Source organism: Methylobacterium sp. CM6247 (genome assembly GCF_054817925.1).
The window spans coordinates 1,681,338-1,697,274 of record NZ_JBTXKX010000003.1 but is presented as its reverse complement, the minus strand read 5'-3'; the positions used below and the strand labels follow the sequence as shown (position 1 = coordinate 1,697,274).

At 66.4% G+C, this 15,937-nt stretch carries 12 protein-coding genes; 9 read left to right on the top strand and 3 right to left on the bottom strand.

All coding sequences use genetic code 11. From position 1 onward, the window contains the following. Nucleotides 1–903, bottom strand: coding sequence for a response regulator (locus ACYQOP_RS08790; RefSeq protein ID WP_461222111.1), 903 nt, complete (start codon nt 901–903; stop codon nt 1–3). Further along, nucleotides 896–4,330: a hybrid sensor histidine kinase/response regulator gene (locus ACYQOP_RS08785; protein ID WP_461222110.1), complete on the bottom strand. Its 3,435-nt coding sequence runs from the start codon at nt 4,328–4,330 to the stop codon at nt 896–898. Before ACYQOP_RS08785 ends, ACYQOP_RS08790 begins: the two co-directional genes overlap by 8 nt. 339 nt (nt 4,331–4,669) lie before the next feature. Here ACYQOP_RS08785 and urtA point away from each other — a divergent pair, with 339 nt between their 5' ends. From urtA to ACYQOP_RS08740, 9 genes are all read left to right on the top strand, one after another. Then, complete coding sequence (gene urtA, locus ACYQOP_RS08780) at nt 4,670–5,929, top strand: urea ABC transporter substrate-binding protein (RefSeq protein WP_207414122.1); 1,260 nt, start codon at nt 4,670–4,672, stop codon at nt 5,927–5,929. Nucleotides 5,930–6,134: 205 nt separating this feature from the next. Beyond that, nucleotides 6,135–7,061 (top strand): urea ABC transporter permease subunit UrtB, encoded by a 927-nt coding sequence (gene urtB, locus ACYQOP_RS08775; protein ID WP_461222109.1) that lies wholly within the window; start codon nt 6,135–6,137, stop codon nt 7,059–7,061. Between the two features lie 13 nt (nt 7,062–7,074). Beyond that, nucleotides 7,075–8,241 (top strand): urea ABC transporter permease subunit UrtC, encoded by a 1,167-nt coding sequence (gene urtC / locus ACYQOP_RS08770; protein ID WP_207414355.1) that lies wholly within the window; start codon nt 7,075–7,077, stop codon nt 8,239–8,241. Nucleotides 8,242–8,255: 14 nt separating this feature from the next. Next, the gene (gene urtD / locus ACYQOP_RS08765) at nt 8,256–9,041 is read left to right on the top strand and encodes an urea ABC transporter ATP-binding protein UrtD (protein WP_018041704.1); all 786 of its coding nucleotides are present in this window, start codon (nt 8,256–8,258) and stop codon (nt 9,039–9,041) included. Between the two features lie 14 nt (nt 9,042–9,055). Further along, nucleotides 9,056–9,808 carry an urea ABC transporter ATP-binding subunit UrtE gene (gene urtE, locus ACYQOP_RS08760; RefSeq protein ID WP_056422257.1) on the top strand — a complete coding sequence of 251 codons (753 nt, stop codon included), beginning with the start codon at nt 9,056–9,058 and terminating at the stop codon, nt 9,806–9,808. A 53-nt stretch (nt 9,809–9,861) separates the two neighbouring features. Continuing rightward, entirely contained in the window at nt 9,862–10,878 is a 1,017-nt protein-coding gene (locus ACYQOP_RS08755; RefSeq protein WP_056422260.1) for an alpha/beta fold hydrolase, read from the top strand. Nucleotides 10,879–10,992: 114 nt separating this feature from the next. After that, nucleotides 10,993–12,222 carry a formamidase gene (gene fmdA / locus ACYQOP_RS08750; RefSeq protein WP_056422266.1) on the top strand — a complete coding sequence of 410 codons (1,230 nt, stop codon included), beginning with the start codon at nt 10,993–10,995 and terminating at the stop codon, nt 12,220–12,222. A 242-nt stretch (nt 12,223–12,464) separates the two neighbouring features. Next, complete coding sequence (locus ACYQOP_RS08745; protein ID WP_018041701.1) at nt 12,465–12,782, top strand: FmdB family zinc ribbon protein; 318 nt, start codon at nt 12,465–12,467, stop codon at nt 12,780–12,782. Between the two features lie 69 nt (nt 12,783–12,851). Then, a complete protein-coding gene (locus tag ACYQOP_RS08740) occupies nt 12,852–13,880 on the top strand; it encodes an aliphatic amidase (protein ID WP_018041700.1) in 1,029 nt (342 codons plus the stop codon). A 275-nt stretch (nt 13,881–14,155) separates the two neighbouring features. Here the strand turns inward: ACYQOP_RS08740 and ACYQOP_RS08735 are convergent, their stop codons facing one another. Next, complete coding sequence (locus tag ACYQOP_RS08735) at nt 14,156–15,856, bottom strand: sensor histidine kinase (RefSeq protein WP_461222108.1); 1,701 nt, start codon at nt 15,854–15,856, stop codon at nt 14,156–14,158. Between the last annotated feature and the right edge of the window lie 81 nt (nt 15,857–15,937).

Genomic DNA, 15,937 nt, shown 5'->3' with positions numbered 1-15,937 from the left:
TCAGGCCTGATCGTCGATGTAGCGGGAGGCGATCATCGAGGCGGCGGTGCGGTTCTCGACGCCGAGCTTGGCGTAGATGCTTTCCAGATGCTTCGTCACCGTGCGCGGTGACAGGCCGAGGATGTCGCCGATATCGCGGCTCGCCTTGCCCCGCGACAGCCAGAACAGCACGTCGGCCTCGCGGGCGGTGATCGGCAGGTTGGCGCGCAGGCGCTCGATGCCGCTGGCGGAAGCATCGCGGGAGAGGCGCAGCAGCACCTCGTCGCCGGTGGTGCCGATGAGGCTGAGGCTATGGGCGGCGCCCTCCGTATCCGGCAGCGTGACGGAGGCCGCGTTGCCGCCCTTCAGCTGTTCGGCGAGCCAGGCACGGCCGGCCTCGGGCAGGCGCGAGCCCCCGTCGCCGAGCTTGGCCAGCACGCGGGCGGCCTGCGGCGTGCTCCACAGGACGGTGCCCTGGCGATCCACGGCGAAGAGCGTGCGGCCGGTCGTGTCGAGGGCGGCACGCGCGCTCTGCGCGGCCCGCGCGCTCGCCAGATGCACGCGGATGCGGGCCAGAATCTCGTCGGGGGCGATCGGCTTGGTGACGTAGTCGCTGCCGCCCGCCTCCAGGCCCTTCACGATATGCTCGGTCTCGGACAGACCGGTCATGAAGATCACCGGCACGAGGGCGAGGTCGCTGCGCGCCTTCAGGCGGCGGCAGGTCTCGAACCCGTCCATGCCGGGCATCATCGCATCGAGCAGGATGATGTCGGGGGTGATCTCCTCCACCAGCGCCAAGGCGAGGTCGCCCGCCACCGCCACCAGCACGGTAGCGCCGGAGCGCTCGATCGCCTCGGTGAGGAAGCTCAGGGTCTCGGGGGAATCGTCGACGACGAGGACGATGTCGCGCTGCGTCTCAGCCATCGCGCATCCCTTCGAGGATGCGCACGTAGCGCCGGAGGTCGTAGCAGGCCACGAGCCCGCGCATCTGCGCGGCGATCTCGGCGGGCATGGCCGACTGGCCTTCGAGCTCCGTCAGCTTGGCCTCGATACCGCGGACATGGCCGATCCGGCCGAGGCGGATCAGCTCGGCGATATGGTCCTGGCGCAGGGATTCGCCGCCTTGTCCGCTCCGGGGCGGAGCCTCGGCCAAGGCGGGCGCGGGCGGGGCTGGCTGGCCCAGCGCCAGCAGCCGGTCGATTCGCTCCAGGAAGTCGCGCAGGTCGAAGGGCTTCGGGATGATCTCGTCATGCGGGGCGTCGTCGCCCCGGATCGGGCTGATCTCGTGGACGTTGGCGGACATGATGGCGATGCGGGGGGAGAGCCCGGCATCGCGCAGGGCCTTGGCCACGGCCCAGCCGCTCATCCCCGGCATGGCGATGTCGAGAAGGATGATGTCGGGCCGCCGCTCCATCGCCAGGTTCAGGCAATGCGGCCCGTCGGGGGATTCCAGCACGACGAGGCCGAGCGGTTCGAGCACCTCGCGCATGAGGGCGCGATGCGCGGCATCGTCGTCCGCCACCAGCACCACGCGCGGCGGTCCGACATGGACCGGCCTCTCCCGCCGGCTGCCGGCGGCGCGCTCGGACGGTTCGGCGGGCTTGGGACCGGCCGGGCGGTGCACCGAGGCCAGCATGAGCCGGAGGCTGAAGCAGGTGCCACGGCCGACTTCGCTCTCCACGCTGACCTCGCCGCCCATCACCTGGGCGAGGAGATGCGCGATGGTGAGCCCGAGCCCGGTTCCTGGTGTGTTGCGGGCGGCGGGCAGCGAGCCGCGCTCGAAGGGTCCGAAGATCCGCTGCAGGTCGCCCTCGGGAATGCCGAGGCCGCTGTCGCGGATCGAGAACACCGCGACCTGGCTGCGATACGTCATCTCCAGGGAGACCCAACCGGTTTCCGTGAACTTGATCGCGTTGGAGAGGAGGTTGAGCAGGATCTGGCGCAGGCGCTTCTCGTCCGCCGCCACCACGGCGGGCAGCACGGGCGGGCGCGAGAACCGGAATTCGAGGCCGGCGGCGTTGGCCTGGAGCCGGACCATGTCGACGATCTGGTCCAGGAATTCGGCGAGGCGGAATTCGTTGCGGTGGATCTGGAGGCGCCCCGCCTCCATGCGCGAAATGTCGAGGAGGCCGTCGATCAGGCCCGACAGGTGCTGGGCGCTGCGCCGGATGACGCGGATGCCGTTGCGGCGCGGGGCCGGGATGTCGTCGTCCCCCTCCAGCAATTGCGCGTAACCGAGGACGGCGTTGAGCGGCGTGCGGAGCTCGTGGCTCATGCCCACCACGTAGCGGCTCTTGGCGAGGTTGGCGGCCTCGGCCGTCTCCTTGGCCTGCTGCAGCTTGGCGTCGGTGATCTTGTGGGCCTCGATCTCGGCCTCGTAGAGGGCGGTCTGGCGGGTGGTCTCCTCCTGCGCCACGCGGCGGCTCTCCTGGGCGAGCACGAACAGCCAGGCGACGATGCCGAGGATGACCACGAGGATGAAGAACACGCTGGTCAGCGCGGCGCGCAAGGTCTCGCGATGCTCCGGCTGCGTCGTCGAGATCCCACCATGGACGATGCCGAGAATGAGCCCGATTACCGAGACGAGGGTGAGCATGAGGGCGAGGTAGCGCCCGAGGGGCGCGCCGATCCAGGCGGCGGTCTTCTCCGGCATGATCCGCGAGAGCACGCCCTGGGCCTGCGCCTCCAGGCGGCCATGCGGCTTGCACAGGTCGCCGCAGCGGGCGTCGAGGGAGCAGCAGAGCGAGCAGATCGGCCCGGCATAGGCCGGGCAATGGGCCATGTCCTCGCCCTCGAACGGATGCTCGCAGACGGTGCACTGGATCTCGGGCCGTCCACCCCATTCGGCGGTGGCGGGCCTGGCGAGGTAGTACCGGCCGCCGGTGGCGTAGGCGATGGCGGGTGCGGCGGCGAAGGCGGTGACGAGGGCGAGCAGCGGCGCGAAGTTCTGGAGCCCGCCCCCCAGCAGACCCACATAAGCGAGGGAGCCCACCACCAGCGCCAGCGCGGACGCTCCGGTGCCGACCGGGTTCACGGCGTAGAGATGCGCGCGCTTGAACTCGATCCCCGGCGGCGACAGGCCGAGGGGCTTGTTGATGGCCAGATCCGCCGAGAGCGCGCCGACCCAGGCCGAGACCACCACCGCATAGAGCGAGAGCGTGCTGGCGAGGGTCTTGTCGATGCCGAGTTCCATCAGCAGCAGCGCGATGGCGACGTTGAAGACGAGCCAGACCACGCGGCCGGGATGGCTGTGGGTCAGGCGCGAGAAAAAGTTCGACCAGGCGATGGAGCCGGCATAGGCGTTGGTGACGTTGATCTTGAGCTGCGAGATCACCACGAACAGGCCGGTGAGGAGGATCGCCCCCTCCCGCGACGGCATCACGTAGCCGAAGGCGACCACATACATCTGCGTCGGCTCGGCCGCCTGATCGTAGGGCACGCCCTGCCCCAGGGCCAGCACCGCCAAGAAGGCGCCGAGCATGATCTTGAACATGCCGGGCAGGATCCAGCCCGCGCCGGCCCCGAGCACGGCGAGCCACCAGCGCGGATTGCTCCCCGATTCGGACGTCTCGGCCGGCGGGACGAAGCGGAGGAAATCCACCTGCTCGCCGATCTGCGCCAACAGCGCGAGGAGGATGCCGGAGGCGAGGCCGAACTGGGCGAGGTCGAAGCCCGAGATCGGGTAGCCCATGAATGTGGAGATCGAGCCGACGGCTTCCGACGCCCCCGGATAGGACAGGAGATCACCGAAGGCGGGGCCGCTCTTCCACGCGATGAAGCCGAGGGGCAGGAGATTGAGCCCGATCCAGAGCGGCTGGGTCCAGATCTGGAACCGGCTGATCAGGCTGATCCCGTAGATAACGAGGGGAATCACCACGACCGCGCTGACGATATAGCCGATCCAGAGCGGCAGGCCGAGGCAGAGTTGCAGCGCCAGCGCCATGATCGACGCCTCGATGGCGAAGAACAGGAAGGTGAAGCTCGCATAGATCAGCGAGGTGATGGTGGAGCCGAGATAGCCGAAGCCGGCCCCGCGTGTGAGGAGATCGATGTCGACGCCGTAGCGGGCGGCATAGAGGCTGATCGGCACGGCGGTGGCGAAAATCAGCACGCCCACGAACAGCACCGCCGCCGCCGTATTGGTGAAGCCCGTGGCCAGGACGAGAGTGCCGCCGATCGCCTCCAGCGCCAGGAACGAGAGCGACCCCAGCGCCGTCTGCGCCACCCGCAGGCTCGACCAGCGCCGCGCCTTCTTGGCGGTGAAGCGAAGGGCGTAATCTTCGAGGGTCTCGTCCGCGACGAAGCGGTTATAGGCTCGCCGGATCGGGGGAATCTGCTGGCGGCCGCTCATGGGGTCGTTCAGTCTGCCCGGTCAGCGTCACGTGTGGGAGGAGCCGGCCCGCATGCGGTCACGGGTAAACGGCGGTCGATCAGCAATCCCCGTGCCGCGGGGCTGGGAGACATTGGTACACCAGGAGAGCCGCGTCGAGGCCCCGCTCCACAGGGAAGGCATGCCCCGCACAGGGAAGACGATTCTCCGAAGGGGGCGAGAGGCGAGGCGCACAACCTCCCTCCCTACGCAAAACAGCGTATATGCTGCGCCGCGCCATCACGCCTAGCTTCCGCCATCCGCAACGGCCCGCCTTATGCAGGAGCCGGCGGGACATTTCCTGGAAGGGGTTCACGCAGGATGGCAGCCGACAACGAGCACGGACCGCACTCGGCCCTCCGTCGCAAACTTCTCATGGGTCTGGCGAGCATTCCGGCCATGGCCATGATGCCGCGCAGCGCCTTCGCTGCGGCTCCTCCGACCTCGGCGGTGAACACCACCGGCCTCGCGGTGACCGACACCGAAGTCACCGTCGGCATCCTCCATTCCGCCACCGGCACGATGGCGATCTCCGAGACCGGATCGATCCAGGCGGAGAAGCTCGCCATCGCGCAGATCAACGAGGCCGGCGGCGTGCTGGGCCGCAAGATCAAGGTGATCCAAGAGGACGGCGCCTCCGACTGGCCGACCTTCGCCGAGAAGGCCAAGAAGCTCCTCGTCAACGACCATTGCGCCGCCGTGATGGGCTGCTGGACCTCCGCCTCGCGCAAGGCCGCGCTGCCGGTGTTCGAACAGTATAACGGCCTGCTCTATTACCCGACCTTCTACGAGGGCCTGGAGCAGTCCAAGAACGTCATCTATACCGGCCAGGAAGCCACGCAGCAGATCCTCGAATCGCTCAACTGGGTGACCAAGGAGAAGGGCGCCAAGACGTTCTTCTTCATCGGCTCGGACTACATCTGGCCGCGCACCTCGAACAAGATCGCCCGCAAGCACATCGAGAACGTGCTGAAGACCAAGGTCGTCGGCGAGGAATATTTCCCGCTGGGCCACACCCAGTTCAACTCGGTCATCAACAAGATCAAGCTGACCAAGCCCGACGTGATCTTCACCGACGTCGTCGGCGGCTCGAACGTGGCGTTCTACAAGCAGCTCAAGGCGGCCGGTATCGACCTCAACAAGCAGACCCTGCTGACCATCTCCGTGACGGAAGACGAGATCGACGGCATCGGCGGCGACAACATCGCGGGCGCCTATTCCTGCATGAAGTACTTCCAGTCGCTCAAGAACGCCAACAACGAGAAGTTCGTCGCCGCCTTCCACAAGATGTGGGGCGAGAAGACCGTGATCGGCGACGTGACCCAGGCCGCCTATCTCGGCCCGTTCCTGTGGAAGATGGCCTGTGAGAAGGCCGGCTCCTTCGACGTCGACAAGGTGGTCGCGGCCTCCGCCGACATCGAGTTCAAGGAAGCCCCCGAGGGCTACGTCAAGATCCACCCGAACCACCATCTCTGGTCGAAGACCCGCGTCGCAAAGGCTCTGCCGAGCGGCCAGTTCGAGATCGTCTACGAGAGCCCCGCGCTCATCGAGCCGAACCCCTTCCCGAAGGGCTACCAGTAGGACTGCGCCCCCCTCCCCCTTGTGCGGAGGGGTTAGGGGTGGGGGTGGTTGGGTGACCCTCCCGGTACGGAGACCAGCGGAGCCACCCCCACCCCGGCCCTCCCCACAAGGGGGAGGGAGCGCGCCCTTTCGGGTCGCGCCGCGCCACGGCTGATCGGCCCAATGCTTGCAAAGCAGACGTCGGATTCTTCGGAAGGTCGAAAACATGCTCGGTGACTATTCCCTCGGAGATCTCGGCGCGATCTTCGCGATGCAGGGTTTCGCCGGCCTGATCCTGTTCTCGGTCTACGTGCTGATGGCGCTCGGCCTCGCGGTCATCTTTGGCCAGATGGGCGTGATCAACATGGCGCATGGGGAGTTCATGATCCTCGGCGCCTACGTCACCTATCTGTGCTCAACCTTCTTCCAGACCCACCTGCCCGGCCTGTTCGGTATCTACTTCTTCGTGGCGATGATCCTGGCCTTCCTGGCCTCGGGAGCCCTCGGGATGATCGTCGAATGGACGCTCATCCGGCATCTCTACAAGCGCCCCCTCGATACGCTGCTCGCCACCTGGGGCCTGTCGCTGATCCTGCAGCAGGCCTACCGCACCATCTTCGGGGCCCGCGAAGTCGGCGTCGAGCTGCCCTCCTGGCTCATCGGCTCGGTCCAGGTCACCGACACGATCGAGGTGCCGATCAACGGCCTGTTCGTCATGGCGATCACGACCCTCATCACCGTCGGCGTCGGCCTGCTGATGTACCGCTCGCGCTTCGGCCAGCAGGTCCGCGCGGTGATGCAGAACCGCCCCATGGCCGGCGCGGTCGGCATCGATACCGAGAAGGTGGATCGCTACACGTTCGGCCTCGGCTGCGGCATCGCCGGCGTGGCGGGCTCGGCCTTCACCATGATCGGATCCACCGGTCCGACCTCGGGCCAGCTCTACATCGTCGACGCCTTCCTGATCGTCGTCTTCGGCGGCGCGGCGAGCCTCCTCGGCACCATCGCCTCGGCCTTCTCGATCTCGCAGACCCAGTCGACCCTCGAATTCTTCCTGTCCGGCTCCACCGCCAAGGTTCTGACGCTGCTCGCCGTCGTCGGGATCCTGATGGTTCGCCCGCAGGGTCTGTTCACCCTCAAGGTCCGGCGCTGAGGAGGCCATCCCGATGACAAGCCCCGTCCAGACCCTGTCGAAGTCGCTCACCGTGAACGACAATCCCTTCATGAAGCCGATGGAGTGGGTGAGCCTCGCGCTCCTCGCCGGTCTCATCCTCTTCGTCCTGCCGGCGACCCTCGACGCGTTCCGCCTCAACCTCGTCGGCAAGTACCTCACATACGCCTTCGTGGCGCTGGGCCTCGTCATGTGCTGGGGTTATGCCGGCATCCTGTCTCTCGGACAGGGCGTGTTCTTCGGCCTCGGCGGCTATTGCATGGCCATGTACCTGAAGCTCGAAGCCTCCAGCGTCGAGAACACCAAGATCCAGTCGACGCCGGGCATCCCGGACTTCATGGACTGGAACCAGATCACCGAACTTCCCCTGATGTGGAAGCCGTTCCAGAGTCTGCCGCTGACGCTGATCCTCGTCGTGGCCGTGCCGGTGTTCTTCGCCTTCATCATCGGCTTCGCGATGTTCACCCGCCGGGTCGGCGGCACCTACTTCGCCATCATCACCCAGGCCATCGCCGCCATCCTGACGATCCTCATCGTCGGCCAGCAGGGTTATACCGGCGGCATCAACGGCATCACCGACCTGCGGACCCTGCACGGTTGGGACATCCGCACCGACAGCGCGAAGTTCATCCTCTACTTCGTCAATGGCGGCCTGCTCCTCGGCTGCATCCTGGCGGCGCAATACGTGAAGAAGGCCAAGCTCGGGCGCATCCTCCTCGCCATGCGCGACAAGGAGGACCGGGTCCGGTTCTCGGGCTATTCCGTGGCCGGGTTCAAGGTCTTCGCCTTCTGCCTCGCGGCCGGCTTCGCCGCCATCGGCGGGGCGATGTTCACCCTGCAGGTCGGGTTCATGTCGCCGTCCTTCGTCGGCATCGTGCCCTCCATCGAGATGGTGATCTACGCCGCCGTCGGCGGGCGCCTGTCCCTGTTCGGCGCCGTCTGGGGCACGCTTCTGGTCAACTGGGCCAAGACCACCTTCTCGGAGAGCTTCCCCGAACTCTGGCTCTTCGGCCTCGGCGCCCTGTTCATCGCCGTCGTGCTCGCCTTCCCCAACGGCTTGGCCGGCATCTACCGCAGCTATGTCGAGCCGCGCCTGACCCGCAAGGTCAAGGCCCTGGCGCCGGTGGGTGCGCCCGTCCCCCACGGCACCCCCGCCGAATAGGAGCGAGACTGACGATGAACGCCGCCATCCTGAGCTCGCCGATCATCGGCGAATCCCCCGACGCGAAGGACTTCCTCCTCTCGGTGGAGGCCCTCACCGTCTCCTTCGACGGCTTCAAGGCGGTGAACGACGTGTCGTTCTACGTCGATCCCAACGAGATCCGCGTCATCATCGGCCCCAACGGCGCCGGCAAGACCACGGTGCTCGACCTGATCTGCGGGCGCACCAAGGCCAGCGCCGGGTCGATCAAGTTCAAGGGCCAGGAACTCACCAAGATCTCCGAGAGCGCCATCGTCCAGGCCGGCGTCGGCCGCAAGTTCCAGACGCCGTCGATCTACGACGACCTCACGGTGTTCGAGAATCTGGAGATCTCGTTTCCCCGCGGCCGCACGGTGTGGGGCGCGCTGACCTTCAAACGCGATGCCGAGGTCCGCGACCGCATCCACGAAGTCGCGACCATGATCTTCCTGAAAGATCAGCTCAAGGAGCGGGCCGAGTTCCTCAGCCACGGCCAGAAGCAATGGCTCGAGATCGGCATGCTGCTGATCCAGGACCCCGAACTCCTGATGCTCGACGAGCCGGTGGCCGGAATGAGCGTCGGCGAGCGCATCAAGACCGCCGAACTCCTCAACCAGATCATCGTCGGCCGCTCGGTGCTGGTGATCGAGCACGACATGAAGTTCGTCGAGGACATCGCCCACCGGGTCACCGTGCTGCACCAGGGCAAGGTGCTCTCCGAAGGCTCGATGGAGCGGGTGAAGAACGACCCGAAGGTCATCGAAGTCTATCTCGGCCACTGAACAGGACCGGCGCCATGCTTCAGACCAGTTCCGCCTCGGCCACCCTCCCGCCGGCGCCCGCCCTCGGGGCTCAGCCGATGCTGGCGATCCGCGACCTCCACTCGGCCTATGGCCAGAGCGAGGTGCTGCACGGCCTCGACATCAGCATCGCCCCCGGAGAGATCGTCGCCGTGATGGGCCGCAACGGCATGGGCAAGACCACGCTGATGAAGACCCTGATGGGGATCGTCCCGGTGAAGTCCGGCACCATCACGGTCGACGGCCGGGACATCACCGCCCTCAAGAGCCACCAGCGCGTGGCGGGCGGCCTCGCCTACGTGCCGCAGGGCCGGATGATCTTCTCGGCCATGACGGTGCAGGAGAATATCGAGACGGGCCTGACCGTCACCAAGGAGCGCAAGGTTCCGCAGGACCTCTACACGATGTTCCCGGTCCTGCTGGAAATGAAGGCGCGGCGCGGCGGCAACCTCTCCGGCGGCCAGCAGCAGCAGCTCGCCATCGCGCGGGCGCTGGCCAGCCGGCCGAAGGTGCTCCTCCTCGACGAGCCGACCGAGGGCATCCAGCCCTCGATCATCCGGGAGATGGGACGGACCCTGAAGAAGATCCGCGACGAGCGCGGCCTCTCCATCGTGGTCTCGGAGCAGGTGCTGAGCTTCGCCCTCGACGTCGCCGACCGGGTGCTGGTCATCGAGAACGGCCACATCGTCCACGAGGCGATGCGGGCCGATATCGACGAGGCACAGGTCGCCCGCTTCCTCTCGGTCTGATCGCCGGGGCAGCATCCGCCCGCCGTTCCGCAACACAGCTCCAGGGAGCCCCCATGGCGGATTACGAGATCTTCGAACTCGGCGACTATGTGCTCCAATGCGGTAAGACGCTGCGCAAGGCCAAGCTCGCCTTCAAGACATTCGGAACGCTCAACGCGGCCAAGGACAACGCCATCGTCTATCCGACCTGGTATTCGGGCCAGCACACGGAGAACGAATGGTTGATCGGGCCGGGCAAGGCCCTCGACCCGGACAAATACTTTATCATCATCCCGAACATGTTCGGCAACGGGCTCTCGTCCTCGCCGAGCAACACGCCCGCCCCCTGGGACGGGCCGCGCTTTCCCAATGTGACGGCCTACGACAACGTCGTGGCCCAGCACCGCCTCGTCACCGAGCATTTCGGCATCGAGACGCTGGTGCTGGTGACGGGCTGGTCGATGGGTGCGCTCCAGACCTACCATTGGGGCGCGCTCTATCCCGACATGGTTCCGCGCATCCTGCCGTTCCAGGGTTCGGCCAAGTGTTCGCGGCACAACTTCGTCTTCCTCGAAGGGGCGAAAGCCGCCCTGCAGGCGGACGCCGCCTTCGCGGAGGGTTGGTACACGTCGCCGCCGAACAAGGGACTGCGGGCCTTCGGCCGGGTCTATGCCGGCTGGGGCCTGTCGCAGACCTTCTACCGGATCGAAGCCGACCTGACCCATATGGGCTACGCGTCCCTGGAGGATTTCCTCGTCGGGTTCTGGGAAGGCCTGTTCTACTCGCGTGACGCCAACGATCTGCTGGCCATGCTCTGGACCTGGCAGAACGGCGATATCGGCGCCAATCCGGTCTTCAAGGGCGATACCAAGGCTGCGCTTGCCGCCATCCGCGCCAAGGCGATCCTGATGCCGGCCTCCACGGATCTGTACTTCCCGCCGGAGGACAACCGGATCGAGGCGGAATCGATGCCGAACGCCGAGTTGCGGGTGATCGAGACCTGGTGGGGCCATTTCGCCGGCGGCCCCGGCACCAGCCCCGACGACATCGCCACGCTCGACGCCGCGCTCAAAGAGCTGCTCGCGAGCTGAACGCCGGGCAGCGCCGCCAAGGGCGCCGCCGGCCATCGTCCACGGCCCGCCGGATGAGCCGGCCGGCCCAAACGGGGCGCACGCCCCGGTCACGCCAGAGGGAGTCGAACAACGATGGCTGAGACCCTGATCAAGGTCGACCTGACGCAGTCGGCCTACGACAACGACATGGTCCACAATCGCTGGCACCCGGACATTCCGATGGTGGCCATGGTCAAGCCCGGCGACGACTTCATCGTCGAGACCTATGACTGGACCGGCGGCTTCATCAAGAACAACGATTCCGCCGACGACGTGCGCGACATCGACCTGTCGATCGTCCACTTCCTCTCCGGCCCCATCGGCGTCGAGGGCGCGGAGCCCGGCGATCTCCTGGTGGTCGATCTCCTCGATATCGGCGCCAAGCCCGAGAGCCAGTGGGGCTTCAACGGCTTCTTCTCCAAGAAGAACGGCGGCGGCTTCCTCGACGAACACTTCCCTCAGGCGCAGAAGTCGATCTGGGATTTCGAGGGCATGTTCACCAAGTCGCGCCACATCCCCGGCGTGCGCTTCCCCGGCCTGATCCATCCCGGCCTGATCGGCTGCCTGCCCGATCCGAAGATGCTGGACACCTGGAACACCCGCGAGAAGGCGCTCTACGACACCAATCCCGGCCGGGTGCCGGCGCTCGCCACGCTGCCCTTCGGCCCCACCGCCCATATGGGCCGGCTCAAGGGCGAGGCGAAGGACAAGGCCGCGGCGGAAGGCGCCCGCACGGTGCCGGGCCGCGAGCATGGCGGCAATTGCGACATCAAGGATCTGTCGCGCGGCTCGAAGATCTACTTCCCCGTCTACGTTCCGGGTGCCGGCCTCTCCATGGGCGACCTGCATTTCAGCCAGGGCGATGGCGAGATCACCTTCTGCGGCGCCATCGAAATGGCGGGCTGGGTCCATCTCAAGGTCAGCCTGATCAAGGACGGTATGTCGAAATACGGGATCAAGAACCCGATCTTCAAGCCGTCGCCGATGACGCCCAAATTCGACGATCACCTGATCTTCGAGGGCATCTCCGTCGACGAGTACGGCAAGCAGCATTACCTCGACGTGACGGTGGCCTACCGGCAGGCCTGCCTCAACGCCATCGAATACCTGAAGAAGTTCGGCTATTCGGGCGCCCAGGCCTATTCGATCCTCGGCACCGCCCCGGTCCAGGGCCACATCTCCGGCGTCGTCGACATCCCCAACGCCTGCGCCACGCTCTGGATTCCGACGAAGATCTTCGACTTCGACATCAATCCCGGCGCCGACGGGCCGATCAAGCATATCGACGGCTCGATCCAGATGCCGCTCTCGCCGGATCTTTGAGAGGCGGTCCTGCCCTTCAGTCGAGCGCGTCCCCCTCCCCCTTGTGGGGAGGGGTAAGGGGTGGGGGTGGCTCCGCCAGCCTCCAGAGGTCGAGGGTCACCCAACCACCCCCACCCTCGATCCCTCCTCACAAGGGGGAGGGAAGGCGCGCGACGCATGCGATGCATGAGACCGACAGCCCTTTAGGGGGAAGTACGTTTCCCCCGTCGCGTCGCCCATTGTCGATCCCTCGAGAGGCCCCCATGCCCGTCTACGATTACGCCTGCGACGCCTGCGGGCCCTTCACGGTGCTGCGCCCGATGGCGCAGTTCAAGGACCCGCATGACTGCCCCGATTGCGGCTCGTCCTGCGGCCGCGCCTTCCTCACCGCACCCAACCTCGCCTCCATGGATGCGGGACGGCGCAAGGCGCATGCGGTCAACGAGCGGAGCGCCCACGCGCCCCGCAAATCATCGGGGCACGGGGCCGGCTGCGGCTGTTGCTCGGGGGCCTCGAAAACCAAGCAACCGGCGGCCGCGAAAAGCTTCCCCAACGCGCGGCCGTGGATGATCAGCCACTGAAAGCTGGGCGCCTACTCCTCTCCCCGCCTGGCGGGGAGAGGCGATGCACACACCAGGAGAACCCCACCCATGATGCACGGCGACATTTCCTCGAGCAACGACAGCGTCGGCGTCGCGGTCGTCAACTATAAGATGCCGCGTCTGCACACGAAGGCAGAAGTGCTGGAGAACGCGCGAAAGATCGCCGACATGGTGGTGGGCATGAAGTCCGGCCTGCCCGGCATGGATCTCGTGATCTTCCCCGAATACTCGACTCACGGGATCATGTACGACGGCAAGGAGATGTACGAGACCGCCTCCGCCGTGCCCGGGGAGGAGACCGCGATCTTCGCCGAGGCCTGCCGGAAGGCGGGTGTCTGGGGCGTGTTCTCGCTCACCGGCGAGCGCCACGAAGAGCATCCGAACAAGGCGCCCTACAACACCCTCATCCTGATGAACGACCAGGGTGAGATCGTGCAGAAATACCGCAAGATCATGCCCTGGACCCCGATCGAGGGCTGGTATCCGGGCGATTGCACCTATGTCTCGGACGGGCCGAAGGGCCTCAAGATCAGCCTCATCATCTGTGACGACGGCAATTACCCCGAGATCTGGCGCGACTGCGCCATGCGGGGCGCCGAGCTCATCATCCGATGCCAGGGCTACATGTATCCGGCCAAAGAGCAGCAGATCCTGATGTCGAAGGCGATGGCTTTCGCGAACAACACTTACGTGGCCGTGGCCAATGCGGCCGGCTTCGACGGCGTCTATAGCTATTTCGGCCATTCGGCGATCATCGGCTTCGACGGCCGGACGCTCGGCGAATGCGGCACCGAGGAAATGGGCGTTCAATATGCCGCCCTGTCGAAGTTCCTCATCCGCGATGCCCGCGCCAACATGCAGTCGGAGAACCATCTCTTCAAACTGCTGCACCGTGGCTATACGGGCATGATCAACTCGAAAGAAAACGAGCCCGGCAAGGCCGATTGTCCCTACGACTTCTATCGTCGCTGGATCGAGGACCCGGCCGGCACCCGCGAGGCGGTCCGCGCCATCACCCGCCCCGATCTCGGCACGCCGGAATGCCCGATCGAAGGCATCCCCAACGCCGCAAAGTAGGATTTTGCGAAAAGCCTGTTTGCGGTGGTTGTCCAAGATCTTACCTCATCCTGAGGTGCCGCGTAGCGGCCTCGAAGGAAGGGCTCCAGGGATCGCACGATGACTGCAGGGCTCCTTCGAGGCCCGCTGACGCGGGCGCCTCAGGATGAGGGGGCTGATTGGATGATCGACTCGGGCATGAGCGTCCGCCGAGAAATTCGATCGAGCAGCCTCTAAACCAGGTCTCGGTGAGCCCGATCCATGCGTCGCGCTGATCGAGACTTGGTTTGAGTAGATCAGTGGAAGCGGACCGTCGGCGCGGTCTCGATCGGAACGTCGATCCGGCAGCGCAGGCCTTCGGCTTGGAAATCGAGCTCGACCGAGCCCGCGAGTTCGCGGGCGATGCCGCCGGTGATGAGCCGGGTGCCGAAGCCGCGGCGCTTCGGCTGCGCCACGGCCGGGCCGCCGCGTTCCCGCCACTCGATTTCCAGCCGCCGGCCACCCATGCCATCCTCGGTGACGCGCCAGATCACCGACAGGCGGCCCTGGCTACCTGACAAGGCGCCGTATTTCGCCGCGTTGGTGGTGAGTTCGTGGGCGGTCATCCCCAAGGCCAGCACGTAGCGCGGCGGCAGGTCGATATCGGGGCCGACGAGTTCCATATGGTCCGCCGAACTGCGGTAGGGGCTGAGCTCGTTCTCGAGCACAGCGCGGAGCGGCGCGCCGGTCCAGTCGTCGCGGGTCAGGAGATCGTGGGTCTTCGACAGAGCGAGGATGCGGCCCTCGAACTGCGCCGCCTGCTCCTCGCCGCCGCGCGATTGCCGGGCGAGGGACTGGACCGTGGCGAGGGTGTTCTTCACCCGGTGATTCAGCTCGTGCATCATCGTCACCTGCTGCTCCTGCAGGCTGCGCGTGCGTTCGAGTTCGGCTCGCAGACCGTCCTCGTGCTTCTCGAGCGTGGCGGCCATGGCGTCGAAAGCCTGGCCGAGCTGGCCGAATTCGGAGCGGCCCGTCAGGCCCGACCGGGCGAAGAGCTGGCCGGAACGCCAGGCGCGGGACGCCTTCAACAGCCGCCGCACCGGCTTGCGGATGAAGACGCGGCCGCCGATCAGAGCCGCCACGATGGCGACGAGCGTCCCGAGGAAGATCAGGATCACGCCGCGCCGCGTCGCCGCATCGATATCGGCGAAGGCGGTATCGCGGGCGAGGCCCACAGCGACGGTCATCCCGTCGAGGGCGCCATCGGGACGGACCACGCTGGTGATGCGGCGAATTCCGTTGAGACCGGGCATCTCGACGGCGCTTCCGAGGGTGCTGGCCCTGTCCAGACCGGACGCGAAGGCGGCCGGCATCGTCTGACCGACCCAGGAGCCGAGATCGGGATTCTGGACGATGATGGTGCCGCTGCGGTCGGTCACCGTCACGGCGGCGTCCTTGGGCAGCCCGGCATGGGCCAGCCGCTCGCCCAGCCAGGCGGGATCGAAGCCGAAGATGAGCAGGCCGGAGGACCTGTCGCTGGAATCCCGGATCGGATAGGCGAACTGGATGGTGGGAACCCGGCTGCCGCGACCGACCACATATTCCCCGATCACCGGCACGCCCGACTGCATCGCTTTCTGGAAATAGGTCCGGTCGGCGATGGAATAAGCGCCCCGCTCCATTCCCAGGCTGTTGCAGACGAGCTGCCCCTTCGCATCCGCCACGATGAGGATCGTGGCGCCGGAAAGCTTGCGGATGATGGAGCGCAGGAAGCTGGTGCACCCCGCCGCTTCCTGGTCGCGGATGAACGGAGCCTCCGCGAGGATATCGAGGAGTTGGCGCATGCCGCTGGCGAACTGGGTGAGGTCTTCCGCCACCGCGCGGGCGTTGCGCATTGCCGAGGCCGTCACGGCATCCTCGCGGGCGCTGCGCAGCGCGTGCTCGTTGAAGCTCTGGACCGCGATGGCAGGGACGAGGGCGAGCACGACCAGCGCGACGATACGGGATGTGAGCGTCATGACGGGAGGTCGGCCATGGGGAACGTTTCAGCCAGACGGACCCGGTGCGGCCGACCGAATCAGCTTGGCCATAATACTGTA